20 protein-coding genes and 1 pseudogene are annotated in these 17,860 nt (G+C 43.5%); 13 read left to right on the plus strand and 8 right to left on the minus strand.

What is annotated here, in order from left to right; all coding sequences use genetic code 11:
* The first annotated feature begins 10 nt into the window (after window positions 1-10).
* Together lptG and V757_RS20770 are read left to right on the plus strand one after the other, a co-directional pair.
* Window positions 11-1,165 carry an LPS export ABC transporter permease LptG gene (gene lptG, locus V757_RS20765; RefSeq protein WP_023950692.1) on the plus strand — a complete coding sequence of 385 codons (1,155 nt, stop codon included), beginning with the start codon at window positions 11-13 and terminating at the stop codon, window positions 1,163-1,165.
* The gene (locus V757_RS20770; protein ID WP_023950694.1) at window positions 1,155-1,994 is read left to right on the plus strand and encodes a symmetrical bis(5'-nucleosyl)-tetraphosphatase; all 840 of its coding nucleotides are present in this window, start codon (window positions 1,155-1,157) and stop codon (window positions 1,992-1,994) included. The genes lptG and V757_RS20770 overlap by 11 nt, the downstream gene beginning before the upstream one ends.
* Before the next feature lie 134 nt (window positions 1,995-2,128).
* Here V757_RS20770 and V757_RS20775 read toward each other — a convergent pair whose 3' ends face one another.
* Genes V757_RS20775 through V757_RS20805 form a run of 7 tightly spaced genes read right to left on the minus strand, consistent with a single transcriptional unit; the run spans window position 2,129 to window position 6,869 of the window.
* Window positions 2,129-2,911, minus strand: a complete 783-nt coding sequence (locus V757_RS20775) for a lysophospholipid acyltransferase family protein (protein WP_023950696.1) — start codon at window positions 2,909-2,911, stop codon at window positions 2,129-2,131.
* On the minus strand, window positions 2,912-4,204 hold the full coding sequence (locus V757_RS20780; RefSeq protein WP_023950698.1) for a dihydroorotase: 1,293 nt from the start codon (window positions 4,202-4,204) through the stop codon (window positions 2,912-2,914).
* Window positions 4,201-5,154: an aspartate carbamoyltransferase catalytic subunit gene (locus V757_RS20785; protein WP_023950700.1), complete on the minus strand. Its 954-nt coding sequence runs from the start codon at window positions 5,152-5,154 to the stop codon at window positions 4,201-4,203. Before V757_RS20785 ends, V757_RS20780 begins: the two co-directional genes overlap by 4 nt.
* Window positions 5,155-5,158: 4 nt before the next feature.
* Window positions 5,159-5,665: a bifunctional pyr operon transcriptional regulator/uracil phosphoribosyltransferase PyrR gene (gene pyrR, locus V757_RS20790; RefSeq protein ID WP_023950702.1), complete on the minus strand. Its 507-nt coding sequence runs from the start codon at window positions 5,663-5,665 to the stop codon at window positions 5,159-5,161.
* Window positions 5,666-5,700: 35 nt separating this feature from the next.
* Window positions 5,701-6,102, minus strand: coding sequence for a Holliday junction resolvase RuvX (gene ruvX / locus V757_RS20795; RefSeq protein WP_023950704.1), 402 nt, complete (start codon window positions 6,100-6,102; stop codon window positions 5,701-5,703).
* Entirely contained in the window at window positions 6,095-6,679 is a 585-nt protein-coding gene (locus V757_RS20800; RefSeq protein ID WP_023950706.1) for a YqgE/AlgH family protein, read from the minus strand. Before V757_RS20800 ends, ruvX begins: the two co-directional genes overlap by 8 nt.
* 25 nt (window positions 6,680-6,704) lie before the next feature.
* A complete protein-coding gene (locus V757_RS20805) occupies window positions 6,705-6,869 on the minus strand; it encodes a rubredoxin (RefSeq protein WP_023950708.1) in 165 nt (54 codons plus the stop codon).
* Between the two features lie 78 nt (window positions 6,870-6,947).
* Here V757_RS20805 and V757_RS20810 point away from each other — a divergent pair, with 78 nt between their 5' ends.
* The 8 genes from V757_RS20810 to proB all read left to right on the plus strand — a co-directional run bounded on the left by V757_RS20810 (window position 6,948) and on the right by proB (window position 14,611).
* On the plus strand, window positions 6,948-7,850 hold the full coding sequence (locus tag V757_RS20810) for a bifunctional hydroxymethylpyrimidine kinase/phosphomethylpyrimidine kinase (RefSeq protein WP_023950710.1): 903 nt from the start codon (window positions 6,948-6,950) through the stop codon (window positions 7,848-7,850).
* Window positions 7,834-8,547: a thiamine phosphate synthase gene (thiE, locus tag V757_RS20815; RefSeq protein ID WP_023950712.1), complete on the plus strand. Its 714-nt coding sequence runs from the start codon at window positions 7,834-7,836 to the stop codon at window positions 8,545-8,547. Before V757_RS20810 ends, thiE begins: the two co-directional genes overlap by 17 nt.
* Window positions 8,537-9,835 (plus strand): glutamate-1-semialdehyde 2,1-aminomutase, encoded by a 1,299-nt coding sequence (gene hemL / locus V757_RS20820; RefSeq protein WP_031274484.1) that lies wholly within the window; start codon window positions 8,537-8,539, stop codon window positions 9,833-9,835. Before thiE ends, hemL begins: the two co-directional genes overlap by 11 nt.
* A gap of 120 nt (window positions 9,836-9,955) precedes the next feature.
* Window positions 9,956-11,179: a bifunctional glutamate N-acetyltransferase/amino-acid acetyltransferase ArgJ gene (argJ, locus tag V757_RS20825; RefSeq protein ID WP_023950716.1), complete on the plus strand. Its 1,224-nt coding sequence runs from the start codon at window positions 9,956-9,958 to the stop codon at window positions 11,177-11,179.
* 180 nt (window positions 11,180-11,359) lie between these two features.
* A complete protein-coding gene (rplU, locus tag V757_RS20830; protein WP_023950718.1) occupies window positions 11,360-11,671 on the plus strand; it encodes a 50S ribosomal protein L21 in 312 nt (103 codons plus the stop codon).
* A 17-nt stretch (window positions 11,672-11,688) separates the two neighbouring features.
* Window positions 11,689-11,949, plus strand: coding sequence for a 50S ribosomal protein L27 (gene rpmA, locus V757_RS20835; protein WP_023950720.1), 261 nt, complete (start codon window positions 11,689-11,691; stop codon window positions 11,947-11,949).
* A 194-nt stretch (window positions 11,950-12,143) separates the two neighbouring features.
* Window positions 12,144-13,262: a GTPase ObgE gene (obgE, locus tag V757_RS20840; protein WP_023950722.1), complete on the plus strand. Its 1,119-nt coding sequence runs from the start codon at window positions 12,144-12,146 to the stop codon at window positions 13,260-13,262.
* Between the two features lie 224 nt (window positions 13,263-13,486).
* Window positions 13,487-14,611: a glutamate 5-kinase gene (proB, locus tag V757_RS20845; protein ID WP_023950724.1), complete on the plus strand. Its 1,125-nt coding sequence runs from the start codon at window positions 13,487-13,489 to the stop codon at window positions 14,609-14,611.
* A gap of 135 nt (window positions 14,612-14,746) precedes the next feature.
* On the opposite strand, the gene cadR is transcribed toward proB, so the two are convergent.
* Window positions 14,747-15,154: a Cd(II)/Pb(II)-responsive transcriptional regulator gene (gene cadR / locus V757_RS20850; RefSeq protein WP_023950726.1), complete on the minus strand. Its 408-nt coding sequence runs from the start codon at window positions 15,152-15,154 to the stop codon at window positions 14,747-14,749.
* Between the two features lie 95 nt (window positions 15,155-15,249).
* Here cadR and V757_RS20855 point away from each other — a divergent pair, with 95 nt between their 5' ends.
* From V757_RS20855 to V757_RS20865, 3 genes and pseudogenes are all read left to right on the plus strand, one after another.
* On the plus strand, window positions 15,250-16,146 hold the full coding sequence (locus tag V757_RS20855) for a cation efflux transmembrane domain-containing protein (protein ID WP_023950728.1): 897 nt from the start codon (window positions 15,250-15,252) through the stop codon (window positions 16,144-16,146).
* A 3-nt stretch (window positions 16,147-16,149) separates the two neighbouring features.
* Window positions 16,150-16,662, plus strand: coding sequence for a signal peptidase II (gene lspA / locus V757_RS20860; RefSeq protein WP_023950730.1), 513 nt, complete (start codon window positions 16,150-16,152; stop codon window positions 16,660-16,662).
* A gap of 21 nt (window positions 16,663-16,683) precedes the next feature.
* Window positions 16,684-17,860 (plus strand): annotated as a pseudogene (locus V757_RS20865) (ISL3 family transposase); the annotation flags it as partial.

Below are 17,860 nucleotides of genomic sequence, written 5' to 3' on the forward strand. Positions count from 1 at the left end.
TATTTATCATATGCGTACAGCCCGCCGTTATCTTGCTAGTGAAATTTATCGCACCACTATCGCCGTCTTGTTAGTGTTGCTAGGGCTATTTACGTTTTTCGAAATGATTGATGCATTAGATAATTTAAGTGAGAAATTCTCTTTTTTATCTATGCTTTATATGCAAGCTTTGCAGCTACCAACACGCTTATATGATCTACTGCCTATTGGTTTATTAATTGGTGCTGTGGTCGCCCTTGCTGGTCTTGCCCAACGTAATGAATTAGTGATTCTCAGGGTATCTGGCATTAGCAGTAAAAAACTACTGTTTATGCTCTGGGTTATCACCATCCCTTTAATGATTTTTGCCACATTGCTATCAGAAATAGCTACGCCACTTGCAGAGCAAAAAACTAGTGAATTAACACTTACTTTATTAGGTCAAAACAGCAATAGAATGCAGAGTGGTTACTGGTTTAGAGAGCCTGCTGATCAATATCATTATCGCGTAATTAATATCCAACATCTTAACTCTCACACACAAGTATCAGGCGTGACAGTGTATGAATATGACACAAGAAACAATCAATTTTCTCGTTTGTATACGGCAGAAAAAGGTACGTTTGAGCAAGGAAAACTTTCATTGACTAAAGTAAAACTTACCGAAAGTTTGATTGATATAGAGAAAGTATTATCTAACCCTGACTCCCCTCTAGAAAAAGTTTCATCATTCACTTCTCTTCCCAGTGTTAGTTTTGATACATCACTTACCACTCAACGTCTGGTTGCTACCGAATTACAACCAGATCGTATGTCAACCAATAACTTGCTAAATTATGTGCAATACCTAAAAGAAAACCATCTTCAAACTAATCGTCATATTGTGGCATTATGGCGTAAAGGTAGCTACCCATTTACCTTATTAGTCATGATAACTCTAGCTGCACCTATTGGTTTCGTACAAACCCGCAAAGGTGGTGTAGGAGCAAAAGTTTTTTTAGGAATACTTATTGGTATTGTTTTTTTCATGGCCAATCAACTAGCTTTAAATGTAGGTATGCTAAATAATCTACCACCTTGGCTAACGGCTTTATTACCAAATATGATTGCATTAACACTTGCCTTACTCGCATTATATTTAATGGAGCGACGCAAAAAACCAAGTTCATTTATCCATGCAAAATAGTACAAAAAACCCAACTATTTGGGCAATTGGTGATATCCAAGGATGTTGCGATGCCCTTGATGAATTACTCATGACACCAGAGTTACAAGAAGACCCTAATGCTCAGCTCTGGTTTGCTGGCGATCTTATTAATCGCGGTCCTAACTCGCTGAAAACTCTACGTACCATCATGGCACTAGGTAGTCGTGCTAAATGTGTATTAGGCAACCATGACTTGCACTTATTAGCGGTCTATGCTGGCATTCGCCGTGAAAACAAATCGGATACCATTGATGAAATTCTATTAGCGCCAGATGCTGAAGAAATTATTAACTGGCTTCGCCAACAGCCTTTAGCCTATTACGATGCAGATCATTTAATGGTACATGCGGGAGTTATTGCTAAATGGGATGTCAAAAAAACGCTGAAACTGGCTGAGGAAGTTTCTTCTGCCCTACGCTCTAAAAATTGGCAAAAATACCTTGCAAAAATGTATGGTAATGAGCCTAATCGTTGGAAAGAGTCCTTGACTGGCTCTAAACGTCGTCGTGTCATTATCAATGCCTTAACTCGGATGCGGATGTGTTTTCCTGACGGATCTATGGAATTTGGCTCCAAAGAAGCTCCTTCTCTTAACAAAAGCAGTAATCTAATGCCCTGGTTTGAAGTCCCTAACCGTAAAACAGAAAAAACAACGATTATTTTTGGCCATTGGTCAACCTTAGGACTACTTATACGCAAGCATCTTTTAAGCTTAGATACGGGTTGCGTCTGGGGTGGAAAACTAAGTGCCATTCGTTTACATGATCGTAAACTGGTGCAAATTGATTGCAAAAGCCGAGCTAAATAATTTGTAACGGCTTTCTCAATCCCTAAAAGAATAAATTGTTAGGATAGTCATCTATGTAAGCTATCCTAACAATTTGAGTTCATCATCTGAAGATGGGTATTTGATACTACAACGCTGACAAATCGTTTATACAACTATATTTTTGGATTAACTGCATCAGTATTGGTTTGCATTGATACGTCTACTTCTTGCAGTAAGCGGTCACGGATTTTATCAGCTAACTCTTGCCGAGGTATTAAAACCTCTTCACCTGCTTGTGTAATTGGTGGTAAAAAGCGTACGGTGACGCCTACGTCTTTACTACTTAGTAACACCCATATATTTGCCACTAATGTTTGCTCCCCCACAAACGCTACTCGACCACTACGCTCACCTTTATAAGTAAATAATAAGGCTACTGGTTGGATTGGCACGCGAGCATTCATTGCTCCTTCCAAAAGACCACTAAACATATGTAAAACAGTGAAACCATCACTAGTAGTGCCTTCTGGGAACAGACCAATACATGTATTTTCTTTAAAATAATCCGCCATCCCTGCATTAATATCAATCACGGCTTGGCGAGAACCTCGTTGGATAAAAATGGTCCCTACCGCAGCGACTAACCAACCAATAACAGGCCATTGGCGTATTTCGGACTTAGCAATAAAGGAGGTTGCTCGTTGGCTATTAATGATAAAAATATCAATCCATGATACATGGTTTGCTGTGAGCATAACCGGACCATCCATAATTGGTCGTCCCTCTTGAGTAATCTTAACCCCAGTGGTGGACATTAATAATTTTGACCAATTACTTAGTACCCATTCTTTTTGTGCCTTACCTAACCAAGCGTAAATTGCAAACGCAATAAATAATCCCAAAATAAGAACACACAACAAACCTATAACACGTATAGTAAAGCGTAAATAGGACATCTATTCCCCTTGCCATACGATACGACCACCCACCATTGTCATCTTCACTTTGGCTGGTAACTCGTAACCATTAAAGGGGGTGTGAGCACTTTGACTAGCAAGATTTTCACGAGATACCGTCCAATAAGCATCTAAGTCTACTAAGGCCAAGTCTGCAGGCGATCCAATTGTCAATTGTCCGCAAGGCGGTAAAGCTGAAGCACCTTGTTTGAGAATATGATAGGGATTAAGAGTAATTTTAGCTAAAGCATCTACAAATGGAATCTTTTGCTCTAGAGACCATTTATACACAAGACTTAACAACAACTCTACTCCTACAGCCCCCGGTTCTGCCTGAGCAAAAGGCAATAACTTTTCTTCATCATCCACAGGTGTGTGGTCTGAGCAAATGGCATCAATCGTACCATCTAGCAAACCTTTTGTGATGGCATCTCTATCACGTTGAGAACGTAGTGGTGGATAGAGACAATAGTTACTATCAAAATAGCCAATATCCGAATCAATTAAATGCACATGATTAATAGATACATCGCATGTTACAGGCAATCCTCTTGCTTTTGCCTGACGAACCAACTCAATTCCTTCAGCGCTGGTTAATCGGCATAAGTGTAAACGTGCCTTATTACTGCGTTGTAATTCAAATAAAGTATGTAATGCAATAGTTTCTGCTTGTACTGGAATGCCTGCCAAACCAATCCGTGAGGCATAAGCGCCACTAGCCGCGACACCACCACTCACCAAATCCTCTTCTGACGGCTGAATCCATAGCGTGTAATCAAAGGTTTTAGCATACATCATCGCTCTATTCAGCGTTGATAAGTTGAGTAACCCTTTGTTCGCTTGAGAAAAAGCTACAGACCCTGCTTCAGTGAGCTCAGCCATCTCAGTCAATGTTTCACCCTTTAGACCAATTGTCATCGCCCCTAAAGGATACAAATTAGCTTGATTTAATTGACGTGCGCGATGCTTTAACATTTCTACTAGACCGGGCTCATCAAGACTTGGATCTGTATCTGGAGGCAATACTAAACTAGTTACACCGCCTGCCAGTGCTGCATTCATTTCTGACTCTAACGTTGCTCTATACTCATTACCCGGCTCTCGTAAGCGCACTGACAAATCTACTAATCCGGGGATAATTGCTTTCCCTTTTGCATCAATTACCTGATCAACTGGCGAGCTATCCTCTGCATTAATGCCTACGATACGCCCTGCAGCAATATCCAATGTGACTTGTTCATCTCTTTTTGAACTAGGGTCGATTAATCTGCCATTGATGATTCGCAATTTCATACACTCGCTCCCGCCACAATACTCATTACCGCCATACGCACCGCTATCCCAAATGTTACCTGATTTAAAATCACCGCTTGAGGTCCATCTGCTACAGCCGAATCTATCTCTACCCCACGGTTCATAGGCCCCGGATGCATCACGATAGCATCAGATTTTGCCAAAGCAAGTTTTTCTTCTGTCAGCCCATAATGTTTAAAATACTCTTGAGAGGATGGTAAAAGAGCCCCTTTCATACGTTCATGTTGAAGGCGCAACATAATCACAACATCGACACCTTTCAATCCTTCTGCCATATTAGTAAATACTCTCACTCCCATCTGCTCCAAGCCCTCAGGCAGTAGAGTCAACGGTCCAATGGCACGGATTTCTGCAACACCCAATGTTGTTAAGGCATGAATATCTGAGCGTGCCACTCGAGAATGCAAGATATCCCCTACGATAGCGACTGTTAAATTAGAAAAATCTTTTTTGAAATGCCTAATTGTGTACATATCCAATAATGCTTGAGTAGGGTGTGCATGCCGACCATCCCCTGCATTCACGACATGAATGTGTGGCTCTACATGTTGAGCAATTAAATAAGGCGCACCACTCGCTTCATGACGAACGACAAAAATATCTGCTTGCATCGCCGTCAAATTACTAATGGTATCCAGTAACGTCTCTCCTTTTGCCGTAGAGGATGAATTAATATTCAAGTTATATACATCCGCAGACAAACGTTTTGCGGCAATCTCAAACGTTGTTCTAGTACGTGTTGAATTTTCAAAAAATAGATTAAAAACACTTTTTCCACGCAACAGTGGGACTTTTTTAATATCGCGCTCGGCTAATGGGACAAAACTTTGTGCGGTGTCTAAAATATGCGTAATAATATTTTTAGAAAGTCCCTCTGTACTTAAAAGGTGAGTCAATTCACCATGTTTATTGAGTTGAGGATTTTGCACGGAATCATTCCTTTTCAATATCTAAATCAAACAATTGCTGCTCATTTTGTGAAAGAACAAAATTAGTGCCTTTCTCTAAGGGAATATGTGCACCGACAATATCGGCAGCAATAGGTAACTGTCTGCCACCACGATCTAGCAACACAGCTAAACTAATTGACGCAGGGCGACCATAATCAAATAGCTCATTCATTGTGGCTCTAATAGTACGTCCTGTATATAGAATATCGTCAACAACGATAATATTTTTGCCTTCTACATCAAAGGGAATCTGTGTAGGCTGTTTTTGTGAGTGAAGACCAATTTTATTAAAGTCATCACGATAAAAACTTGTATTTAAAAAACCCACCTCATTCTTTAAATGCAAATCTTGTTGTAGACGCTTAACAATCAACGCTCCACCAGAATAAATACCGACTAAATGAACGGTGTCAGCAGGCTTAGTTTTGATTAACTGCTCAACACCAGCTTTCAACTTGCTATATAACTCTTCAGCGGTTGGCAACTGCATATGAATGTCCTTTAAAATATTTTCAGTATTTTAACTCAAAGCGCGTCAAAATATCTCTCCAAAATAATCGCTGCAGCAACAGCATCATCTAAGGTATGATTACCAAGGCGTTGCTGAGCTTCTAGACTTGACCCTCGCTCATCTATAAGCTGGACAGGTAAATTGAATCTCCCTTGCAATTGATTAGCAAAGCGTCGTGCATGTAGCGAGGCATATTGCTCTTGTCCATCCTCTGTTAGGGGAAGTCCAACAACTAATTGTTGTGGTTGCCATTTTTTTAATAATCGCTCAATTTCTTCAAAACGAGCTTGTTTCGTAGCAGTCTGAATAATAGTTAAGGGCGTTGCTTGCTTCAGTAGCGTATTACCTAGAGCAACACCAATTTTTTTAAGCCCAAAATCAAATGCCAGTACCGTAAGCTCATAATCATTAAGCATTACCAGCACTCCACAATAAAGAACTCGGTTCGATACCTAGAGAACTAATGGCGCGACGATGTTTCTCTACCACGGGAGCGGTAAACATAATGGCCTCATTCGCTGGTGCCGTTAGCCAAAAATTTGCCATAATTTCGCTTTCTAATTGACCTGCATCCCAACTCGCACAACCTAGTGCTAATAAAATATGCTTGGGTCCATTCCCTTTGGCATAGTCAATTAAAACATCTCTAGAAGAGGTAAATGCAATATTTTCATGAGTTATCGTGGCTCGATAAAACCTCTCTGCACTATGCAATACATACCCTTTATCACGGTTTACCGGACCACCCGCAAAGACAAGCGTGTTGTCTATATTTCGCAAAATCTCCTCTTCCGGGCAATCAATCTCACTAAGATCGCCCAGTAATTCCACAAAAGGGACTTTTGAAGGTTTATTAATCACAATCCCTACAGCACCATTGGCATTGTGCTCAAACATATAAATCACGCTTTGAGCAAAAATATCAGAGGTTACCTTGGGGGTTGCTATTAAAAACTGACCTTTTAAGTTGAGATCATTTGCAAAGCTAAGCATTCAATATCCCTTAAATAGCCTTGGTTTAAATTGCCATCATTTCAAAATCTTCTTTGCGTGCACCACATTCAGGACATACCCAGTTAGGTGGAACATCTTCCCATTTAGTGCCAGGAGGAATTCCCTCTTCTGGAGCACCGGCCTCTTCGTCATAAACCCAACCACAAATTAAACACATCCATGTCTGCATGAATTCTTCCTTTGATATAAAATAGACAGAGTAATTTTTCACTACTACCATTTTACTCTAACTAAGGGATCTATTACCATGATTGATATGCTTGCTGGAAGTGTTTTATTTTTCAATATGTACGATCCTAGTCATCGCGCACATTTACCTGCTGAAGTTGTAACTGCTTCCTTACTCGGTACACACAGTAGTTCTGTGACTACAGCACTTGCCGTACAAGACTCCACCCAATTAGAGTCACTTGAACCTATTGAGGCGAGTATCATTGAGGCACAGGCACGATGTATTTTAGAGGATTTACCTGTTAACGCTTTCAAAATTAATCATCTACTTACTATTGAGATGATAGAGGAAGTAGCGTCAATCCTAGCTGACTACAATCAGATACCGACTGTTTTAGTATTAAGTAAATATTTATCTGATTTTATTTCTCGTCGCGGTGATTTCGTTCCTAATGAGAAATTACATGAAGTCTACCTAGACTTTCTCGCCCCCCACACAAATGTTGTTATTTTAGATTTAAATTATCTCTCTACATGGTTATCAGAAGAATACCAAATCAATACTGGGGCTGATTTATTGGCGTTACTCATTGAGCTTGGTGTAGAAAGTTGTTTTATTCTTAATGAGAAAATGGACAACAATACTATCCAACATACTATCTACCACTCTTCTGGTGAGCGTGATCAATTTGTCCAACCACTACATATTTCTACACCAGCAGAATTTGCTGATATGATAGGAACCGCCGTGAGTTGCTTTTTAGCTCAAGAAGTCCCTCTATTTGAAGCCTGCCGTATGGCAATTAGCTTTACGAATAAACAACTAGAACACCTCATTCAGATAGGTATGGGCAGACCATTTCCTAATCGTTTAGCCTTTTATGAAATTGCCTTAAGTGTAGATGATGAAGATGATGATGACGATGAGTACGACATCGAAGATGATGAGGATGAAAATAATAATGCCTACCGAGCTTAAGTCACCTCAACAATCACAACCACTATTCACAAAGACTACTCGTTTCCCAACTGGGTTATACGGTATTACACCTGAATGGGATGACTTTTCACGACTATTTACAGCAATTGAAACGGCTTGCCATGCGGGATTACCTATCTTACAATGGCGACGCAAAAATACCCCTTTTGACGTAGCCTTAGAACAGGCCTCTATGGTCGCAAAAGTGTGCAAAAATACAGGGACAACCTTTGTGATTAATGATGATTGGCAGCTTGCATTAGCTGTCAAAGCAGATGCTGTACACCTAGGCAAGGATGATGCTAGTGTGCTTACTGTACAAAAAGCTTTACAAACAGAATCCCATTCTTTATTAATCGGTGTCAGTTGTTATAACCAACTTGAGTTAGCGCAAAAAGCCATTCTGCATGATGTTGATTATCTCGCTTTTGGTGCTGTTTATCCATCAAGTGTTAAACCGAATGCCGTGCGTGCTCCTCTACGTTTATTTCGGGAGGCACGGGATTTATTCTCACCAACATCATCCTCTCCTCAAACATTGGTTGCCATTGGTGGCATAACCCGACAAAATGCAGCTCCTGTCATTCAAGCAGGGGCAGATAGTATTGCTGTTATTTCGGGGCTATTCGAACAAACGGATATTGCACAGACAACCAAAGATTTTATTCAACTTTTTAAACAGAATTATCATGACTAATCAAGAAATTTTCCAACGAGCCCAACAAACTATTCCCGGTGGCGTCAATTCACCCGTACGAGCATTTAAATCGGTTGGTGGTACACCGCGTTTTATTGCCAAAGCCAATGGTGCGTATATCTGGGATATTGAAGGGAAGCAATATATTGACTACCTTGGCTCATGGGGACCTGCCATTGTGGGTCACGCCCACCCCGAAGTACTGGCAGCCGTACAAGAAGCAGCCACCAAAGGTCTATCATTTGGCGCTCCAACAGAAGGTGAAGTGATTCTTGCTGAAAAAATTTGCGAATTAATCCCTTCTATTGAGCAAGTACGTCTCGTTAGCTCTGGTACAGAAGCAACGATGAGTGCGATACGACTAGCTCGTGGCGCTACTGGTCGTAATAAAATTATCAAATTTGAAGGTTGCTATCATGGACATTCGGATAGTCTACTTGTAAAAGCAGGCTCAGGCTTGCTCACCTTTGGTAACCCTTCTTCTGCGGGCGTTCCACAAGAGTTTGTCAGCCATACGATTGTCTTACCGTTTAATAATCTTGAAGAAGTCAAAAAAGCCTTTGCAGAAGTAGGTCAAGATATTGCCTGCATTATTGTCGAACCCGTCGCTGGTAATATGAACTTAGTTAAGCCACAAGCAGGCTTTTTAGAGGGATTACGTGAATTATGCACTCAATACGGAGCTTTATTAATTTTTGACGAAGTGATGACGGGCTTTCGTGCTGGTCCTAAAGGCGTACAAGGCTTAACCAATATTACCCCTGATCTCACCACACTTGCCAAAGTTATTGGTGGTGGTATGCCTGTGGGTGCTTTTGGTGGTCGCCAAGATATTATGCAACAAATTGCTCCTCTTGGGGCTGTTTACCAAGCAGGTACTTTATCTGGTAACCCTGTTTCTGTCGCCGCAGGTCTAAAAACCTTGGAAATCTTAAGCCGTCCTGGTTTTTATGACGTACTCAGCAAAACAACTACTGAGTTAGTCAACGGTTTATCTGATCTTGCTCGCCAACATAATGTTACGTTTAGTGCAGACTCTATCGGTGGTATGTTTGGCATTTACTTTAGAGAAAACATTCCAACGAGCTTTGCTGAAGTCCAACAAAGTAATATTCAGGCCTTCAATGTCTTTTTCCATGCAATGTTGGATGAAGGTGTCCACCTTGCTCCCTCTGCTTTTGAAGCTGGCTTTGTTTCTGCAAGTCATACAGAAGAAATTCTGGCAAAAACATTTGCAGCAGCTGATAAAGCATTCGTTACGGTTGCCCAAACCACTCAAAATAGCTAGTGGAAATTAAACAACAACACACTAGGAATAAAAGAATAGCTTAGACTTCTCGCAAACTCTATGATTAACTAAGCTATTCTTTATCTATTTTAAGCCTATCACCTATTTGAGGAGACTCTTATGCCCGTTAATTTCCAGATTCCTGACATCAAAGATATTCATCCAGTTTCTGGTGTTAAGATTGGCATCGCTTCTGCTGGTATTAAAAAAGCAGGTAAAAAAGACATCACCGTCTTTCAATTTACCCAAGGTACTACTGTCGCTGGCGTATTTACCACCAATCGTTTTTGTGCTGCTCCCGTACAAATTTGTAAACAACGCCTTGCCTCTGATAATGACATTCGTGCACTATTAATCAATACCGGCAATGCCAATGCAGGCACTGGTGAAACTGGCTATCAAAATGCCTTAAATACCTCAGCCACATTAGCACAAGCGTTGCAAGTAGAGAGTGATCAAGTACTACCCTTCTCTACAGGTGTTATTCTTGAACCTTTACCTGTTGATAAAATCAATGCGGCAATTCCCTCTGCGGTTGCTAATCTAACTGACAATGAGTGGTTTAATGCAGCTCATAGCATTATGACTACCGATACAGTGCCTAAAGTATCTTCTAAACAGATTCAGATTGAAGGTAAAACAGTTACCGTTACTGGTATTAGCAAAGGGGCTGGCATGATACGCCCCAATATGGCAACCATGTTAGGGTTTGTAGCGACAGATGCTGCCATCTCCAAAAAAGCATTGCAACAGTTGACTGTTACTATTGCTAATCAATCGTTTAATCGGATTACAGTCGATGGTGATACATCAACCAACGACTCCTTTATCATTGCCGCTACCGGTCAAAGTGGTGTTGAGGCTATTGAGGGAACGGCTGCTTTTGAAGCTATTGCACAAGTACTCACCGATATTTCTCGTGAACTTGCACAAAAAATTGTTCGTGATGCCGAAGGAGCTACAAAATTCATTACAGTTCAAATTGATGAAGCAAAAAATAGCGAAGAAGCATTAAAAATTGCTTATGCCATTGCCCATTCACCTTTAGTCAAAACAGCCTTTTTTGCGTCTGACCCTAATTTAGGCCGAATCCTTGCTGCAATTGGTTATGCAGGTGTACAAGATTTAGATACCTCCACACTAAAACTTTATCTGGGTAATGTACTTGTGGCGGTAAACGGTGGACGCAACCCTGACTACAAAGAGGAACAAGGTCAAGCAGTTATGAACGAAGCAGAGATTCTGGTACGTGTTGTGCTAGGCAGGGGTCACACTAGCGAAACAGTTTATACCTGCGACTTCTCACATGACTATGTCAGCATTAATGCAGATTATCGTTCATAGTCGGAATAATAACAAAGAGCGTGAATTCATCAGAAAACACGCTCTTTTATTTATTGATTACTTAAGATACATTCTTGATTCAACATAACCACTTGACATTAAAAGAGTTTTATAGTTAAAATCAAAGTCTTGCTCTAAATCGGGCAGGATTTGTTATTTATTTAATTTGAGGTTACCCATATGTACGCGGTCATAAAAACCGGCGGCAAGCAATATCGCGTTGCCCAAGGTCAAAAACTTAAGGTAGAACAGATACCAGCAGACATCGGGCAAGAAATCTCGCTAGATCAGGTTTTATCAGTAGGTGAAGGTGAATCTCTAAAAGTAGGTACGCCTTTAGTTGCTGGTGCTGTGGTAAAAGCAAAGGTTCTTGCACATGGTCGTCACGATAAAGTGAAAATTTTCAAAATGCGTCGCCGTAAGCACTATCAAAAGCGCCAAGGTCATCGCCAAAATTACACTCAAATCGTTATCGAATCTATCGCAGCTTAATTTGCAGGAGTTAAAACATGGCACAGAAAAAAGGTGGCGGTTCAACCCGCAACGGTCGTGATTCAGAAGCGAAACGCTTAGGTGTTAAAGTTTACGGTGGTCAATCAATCCCTGCAGGTTCTATCATTGTTCGTCAACGTGGTACTCGTTTCCACCCAGGTGACAATGTTGGTATCGGCAAAGATCACACTTTATATGCCTTAGTTGATGGTCAAGTAAAATTCTCAGTACGTGGTGCACTAAACAAACAAACTGTTTCAGTGATTGCTGCTGAATAAGTATTTACTTATCTCTTCAAGAAACGCCGTTCTTAAGTGAGCGGCGTTTTTATTTACGCTTAATATAATAATTATCTCTATTTAGAAAAACCAAAAGATATTATCCTCTCCTCACACCAGATAATTCTTTATATAATCGATATACCATACAAGCTCTATCGTTTTCTCATACCCACAGAATAATAGGAACTCTCATGAAATTTGTAGATGAAGCAAAAATTGAAGTAATTGCAGGCAAAGGAGGCAATGGCTCAGCCAGCTTTCGTCGTGAAAAATTCATTCCTAAAGGAGGTCCTGACGGTGGAGACGGTGGTCGTGGCGGTAGTATTTTTGCTGTTGCCGATCGCAATATCAATACCTTAATTGATTTTAGATATGCTCGTCTACATCGTGCCAAAAATGGTGAAAATGGCCGTGGCTCTGATCAATATGGTGCAGCTGCTGATGATATTACGCTACGCGTTCCTGTGGGTACTGTCATTTATGATGAAGAGACTGGTGAACAATTGTTTGACTTGGATAAGCATGGCGAGCAGGTCACACTTGCTGCTGGTGGACAAGGTGGTCTAGGCAATATCCACTTTAAATCCAGTGTTAACCGTGCTCCTCGACAATTTACCTATGGTAAAGAGGGTGAGCATCGTTACCTACGCCTAGAGCTTAAAGTCTTAGCGGATGTAGGGCTATTAGGTTTACCTAATGCAGGCAAATCAACCTTTATCACGCGCGTCTCTAATGCTAAGCCCAAAATTGCCGACTACCCTTTTACTACACTACACCCTAATCTAGGTGTGGTACGCACCTCTCCATCTCGCAGTTTTGTGGTAGCGGATATTCCCGGGTTGATTGAAGGGGCGGCTGAGGGAGCTGGCTTAGGCCATCTATTTTTACGCCACTTAACACGCACTCGTGTACTTTTACACCTAGTTGATGTGTCTAGCCTAGATCCAGAGGTGGATACAATTGAAAAATCAGTTGCAGACGCTAAAGCAATTGTCAAAGAGCTACAAAAATATAGCCAAGAGCTCTATGCAAAACCTCGTTGGCTAGTCTTGAATAAACTGGACATGCTTGAAAATCCTGAACAAGTGAAAAAAGACTTCTGCCAACAATTTGGCTGGACTGGTCCAGTATTTGCTATTTCTGCCCTAAGTGGTGAGGGAACGCAAGAATTAGTCTGGGCATTACAAGACTATCTCGACAAAGAGAAAGCCAAAGAAAACCAAGCCAATGATGAGCAAGTTGAAGGCTATGAGCCTGATGACCCTCGTTTTAATGCTAATCGATCAAATATTAATCATACACAGGATTGATTTACAGCTTAGTCTAAAATAGAATTTTTAAGTTTAATTCAAGATGTCATGCGGAATTAAACTTAAAATTTTGCTAATTTTGTTGATTTTTCAAGTTTAATCCAAGATATCATACGGAATTAAACTTAAACCTTATTACCTTACCGATAGAATATATTTAATTTCCATTAGATTGTAGTATTATTGATTATCCATTTTGGCGTCTATTTTTTGTAACACATATCATGTCTCGCCTTTCTGTTATCCAATCCTCCCACCGCATTATCATCAAAGTAGGATCTTCTCTAGTCACCAATTATGGTAAGGGGGTTGATTTTGCGGCTGTTACTCATTGGGTGGATCAGATAGCCGCATTACATAAGCAAGGCAAACAAGTCGTTCTTGTTTCTAGTGGAGCGATTGCTGAGGGGATGGCTCGTCTCGGTTGGACGACCCGCCCCAAAGAGGTTAATAAGCAACAAGCGGCTGCCTCTATCGGACAAATGGGTTTAATACAAGCCTATGAAAAAGCCTTTTCTACTCATGGTTTATTAGCCTCACAAATTCTACTCACCCATGAAGATTTAGCAGACCGTTTACGCTATATCAATGCTCGTGCCACACTATTTACCCTATTAGATTTAGGCGTGGTGCCCATTGTGAATGAAAACGATACTATTGTCACCGATGAAATTCGTCTTGGGGATAATGATACGCTTGGTGCTGTGGTGACTAATTTAATTGAAGCCGAAGCCTTAATCATTCTCACAGATCAAACAGGGCTATATGACAGCGACCCTCGTAAAAATCCTCAAGCTAAATTTATTCATCAAGCCACTGCGGGTGACCCTGCTTTAGAAGCAATAGCTGGAGGCAGTGGTTCTTTTGTTGGGACTGGTGGCATGATTACCAAGGTACTCGCTGCCAAACGTGCTGCCAACACAGGTGCTCATACGGTCATTGTGTCTGGACACGAGCCAGAGGTTTTAACACGTCTTGCGCGTGGTGAAGCTATCGGTACTGAATTACGTGCAAGTACACACCTGCGCTCTGCTCGCAAACAATGGCTAGCCGATCATTTACGCGTAAAAGGTAAAATTATTATTGATGCTGGCGCTATTAAAGCCATTACTGAACAGGGTAAAAGTCTTCTCCCTATCGGTGCTATTGATGTTATCGGGGTATTTAAACGAGGGGATTTAGTTGCCTGTGTGGATGAACAAGGTAAAGAGTATGCGCGTGGTTTAATTAACTATGCTTCATCAGATACCCGTCGTATTCTACGACAACCCACCACTAAAATTGCGGATATTTTGGGTAGTATTCATAATGAAGAATTGATTCATCGGAATAATTTAGTGCTACTGTAAACCTTCCCAAGCAATCTAGTATTACCACCCCCTCAAACTATTTTTTATGGGTAAGCGGATTAAATGGTTGATCTTACCTTTGCATGAGAGTGAGACAGACCGGCATCTCATCGGATTATCTGGTTGATGCTTCACCTACTGCTGGTGCATGTTTCCTTCGCTAATTCCAGCAAGAACCCCACACGCCTCAACTTCCCGGTCATCGTTGCAACTCGCTCTCAGTGAAACGAGTTGTTTCTCAAGCGCTTGCAGAGCGGTTATCTGCGACCGCACATGAGAGATGTGATCATCGAGCAAGGCGTTGACGGCGGTACAAGGCTGATGAGGGTCGTCCTGATAGCTCTGTAGTTCGTGAATCTCAGCCAGTGACAGGCCCAGGATTCTGCAGCGACGGATGAAGGCCAGCCCCTCACCATGCTTCTCGGTATAGACACGGTAACCGTTGTCCTGCCGATCAGGCGGCTGCAACAAGCCCTGCTGTTCATAGAAGCGGATCGTCTGTGTTTCGACCCCTACCAACTGCGCCAACTGACCAATGCGCATCAGCCTCCTCCCCAACGGATTCTTTACTCTATTGACCTTATAGTAGCTTTATAGTTTAAAATGGTACCACAACATTGTTCAAGTGGAGTAGTATCATGAGCAAATCCTGTGGTGGCGCCTGTGGCGGTGATGCAACGTCCGCAGCGGATACCGATATACAGGCCTCCTCCGAGGCGCCAGGGAGATGGGTCAGTGTTTATGCCGTGCCGAAGATGGACTGTCCATCAGAAGAACGAATGATTCGCCTAGCCCTGAACGGCTTTGAGGAGATTCGGGCGCTGTCCTTCGACTTGTCGAACCGCCGGCTGAAGGTCGTGCATGACGGCGAGGTCGAGCCCGTCACCTCGAAACTGAAGACCTTGGGGCTAGGCGCCTCGCTTCAGGAAACCGTCGCTGCAAATCCGGAGACCATCAAGGCCGCCGAGTTTTCGGCAGCTTCTGCTAAGCAAGAATCCGGGACCCTGCGCTGGTTGCTCGGCATCAATGCACTTCTGTTCGTGGTGGAAATGACTGCTGGCCTGATCGCCCAGTCTACCGGCCTGATCGCTGATTCCCTGGATATGTTTGCCGATGCAGCCGTCTATGGCCTGGCTCTCTATGCCGTAGGGCGCAGTGCGAAAATGCAGGTACGTGCCGCGCATCTTGCTGGTGTACTGCAACTGATCTTGGCTGTGGGCGTACTCGTCGAGGTGGTGCGACGCTTTGTTTTCGGTAGTGAGCCTGAATCGCTGATGATGATGGCGATCGCCTTCGTCGCATTGATTGCCAATACCGCCTGTCTGCTGCTCATATCCAAACATCGGGAGGGCGGGGCGCACATGAAGGCAAGCTGGATATTCTCGGCCAACGACGTGGTGATCAACCTGGGGGTCATCACCGCCGGCGCTCTGGTCGCGTGGACCGGGTCCAATTATCCGGATCTGATTATCGGCACCATCGCGGGGGTAATTGTACTTAACGGTGCCAGACGCATTTTGGCGTTGAAGGGTTAAATAATGCTCATTATTGGCAAAAAGCTCTCGCCGTATGCCCTATTGTCCATATCGGGCCTGCTGGCAGCGTCTGATCAGGCCGTAAAATGGCTGGTGCAACAATCAATGGCATATGGCGAGTCTATTTCAGTGACCTCATTCTTTAACTGGGTACACGTATGGAATACCGGTGCCGCATTCAGTCTTTTTTGGAATGGTGGAGGCTGGCAGCGCTACTTTTTTATCGGAATCGCGGTAGTGGTCTCGATTTTTCTGATCAAGCTGATCCTTGAAAATCGTCATAAAGGAGAAGCCATCGCTTACAGTCTTATCCTCGGTGGCACCATGGGCAACCTGATTGACCGGGTCTTTCGCGGCTATGTTGTGGATTCCTTTGATTTCTATTGGCGAGACTGGCATTGGCCGGCCTTCAACCTGGCTGATATTGCAATTGTCCTCGGTGCCTTACTTTTCGTTTCCAGCAGCTTGTTGGGTAAAAAAGCAAACACCAATGCCGAGTCGGATGGATCTGACTGACACCTACGCCTATACAACACCATGACCGAACTTCCCGACAACATCCTTCACCTGCCGCAATACCAAGTACTGGGCTGCAAATCAACCGACGACGAAATGCACTTCCAGGTGGACGTGCCCGATCCCATCGCCTGCGAGGAATGCGGCGTGCAGGGTGAGTTCGTACGGTTCGGCAAGCGTGACGTTCCCTATCGTGATCTGCCCATCCACGGCAAGCGGGTCACTCTCTGGGTGGTCCGCCGCCGATACACCTGCCGGGCCTGCAAGACAACATTCAGGCCCCAGCTACCGGAGATGGTGGATGGATTCCGTATGACACTGCGGCTGCATGAGTACGTGGAGAAGGAATCCTTCAACCACCCCTACACCTTTGTGGCGGCACAGACCGGCCTGGACGAGAAGACGGTGCGCGACATCTTCAACGCCCGCGCTGAGTTCCTGGGGCGCTGGCACCGCTTCGAGACGCCCCGCATCCTGGGCATTGACGAGCTATACCTGAACAAGCGCTACCGCTGCATTCTGACCAACATTGAGGAGCGAACCCTGCTCGACCTGCTGGCCACCCGCCGCCAGGACGTGGTGACCAACTACCTGATGAAGCTGAAAGACCGGCAGAAGGTCGAGATCGTCAGCATGGACATGTGGAACCCCTACCGGGCAGCGCCCCAGGCCCGTATCGTGGTCGATAAGTTCCATGTGGTGCGCATGGCCAACGATGCCCTAGAGAAAGTGCGCAAGGGCCTCAGAAAGGAGCTGAAACCGTCCCAGAGCCGGACTCTCAAGGGAGACCGGAAAATCCTGCTGAAACGCGCTCACGAAGCCTCAGACCGGGAGCGCCTCATCATGGAGACCTGGACAGGCGCGTTCCCGCAACTGCTGGCCGCCTACGAGCACAAGGAGCGCTTCTACGGCATCTGGGACGCCACCACACGGCTCCAGGCAGAAGCCGCCCTGGACGAGTGGATAGCCACCATCCCGAAGGGCCAAAAGGAAGTCTGGAGCGATCTGGTCAGGGCAGTGGGAAACTGGCGTGAAGAGACCATGACCTACTTCGAGATGGACATGCCCGTCACCAACGCTTACACGGAGTCCATCAACCGACTGGCCAAGGACAAGAACCGTGAAGGGCGCGGTTACTCCTTCGASTGATGCGGGCACGAATGCTCTAACACCACGAAGCACAAGAAGAAGGCACCAG

Source organism: Pelistega indica (genome assembly GCF_000506865.1).
Classification (GTDB): domain Bacteria; phylum Pseudomonadota; class Gammaproteobacteria; order Burkholderiales; family Burkholderiaceae_B; genus Taylorella; species Taylorella indica.

Coding starts and splice junctions, on each gene's coding strand:
- V757_RS20810 (WP_023950710.1), top strand. CDS start 6,948: ATGATTGATATGCTTGCTGGAAGTGTTTTATTTTTCAATATGTACGAT.
- V757_RS20805 (WP_023950708.1), bottom strand. CDS start 6,869: ATGCAGACATGGATGTGTTTAATTTGTGGTTGGGTTTATGACGAAGAG.
- lspA (WP_023950730.1), top strand. CDS start 16,150: ATGCTCATTATTGGCAAAAAGCTCTCGCCGTATGCCCTATTGTCCATA.
- thiE (WP_023950712.1), top strand. CDS start 7,834: ATGCCTACCGAGCTTAAGTCACCTCAACAATCACAACCACTATTCACA.
- ruvX (WP_023950704.1), bottom strand. CDS start 6,102: ATGCTTAATGATTATGAGCTTACGGTACTGGCATTTGATTTTGGGCTT.
- obgE (WP_023950722.1), top strand. CDS start 12,144: ATGAAATTTGTAGATGAAGCAAAAATTGAAGTAATTGCAGGCAAAGGA.
- V757_RS20780 (WP_023950698.1), bottom strand. CDS start 4,204: ATGAAATTGCGAATCATCAATGGCAGATTAATCGACCCTAGTTCAAAA.
- pyrR (WP_023950702.1), bottom strand. CDS start 5,665: ATGCAGTTGCCAACCGCTGAAGAGTTATATAGCAAGTTGAAAGCTGGT.
- V757_RS20770 (WP_023950694.1), top strand. CDS start 1,155: ATGCAAAATAGTACAAAAAACCCAACTATTTGGGCAATTGGTGATATC.
- cadR (WP_023950726.1), bottom strand. CDS start 15,154: ATGCGCATTGGTCAGTTGGCGCAGTTGGTAGGGGTCGAAACACAGACG.
- proB (WP_023950724.1), top strand. CDS start 13,487: ATGTCTCGCCTTTCTGTTATCCAATCCTCCCACCGCATTATCATCAAA.
- V757_RS20800 (WP_023950706.1), bottom strand. CDS start 6,679: ATGCTTAGCTTTGCAAATGATCTCAACTTAAAAGGTCAGTTTTTAATA.
- rplU (WP_023950718.1), top strand. CDS start 11,360: ATGTACGCGGTCATAAAAACCGGCGGCAAGCAATATCGCGTTGCCCAA.
- lptG (WP_023950692.1), top strand. CDS start 11: ATGCGTACAGCCCGCCGTTATCTTGCTAGTGAAATTTATCGCACCACT.
- V757_RS20775 (WP_023950696.1), bottom strand. CDS start 2,911: ATGTCCTATTTACGCTTTACTATACGTGTTATAGGTTTGTTGTGTGTT.
- rpmA (WP_023950720.1), top strand. CDS start 11,689: ATGGCACAGAAAAAAGGTGGCGGTTCAACCCGCAACGGTCGTGATTCA.
- argJ (WP_023950716.1), top strand. CDS start 9,956: ATGCCCGTTAATTTCCAGATTCCTGACATCAAAGATATTCATCCAGTT.
- V757_RS20855 (WP_023950728.1), top strand. CDS start 15,250: ATGAGCAAATCCTGTGGTGGCGCCTGTGGCGGTGATGCAACGTCCGCA.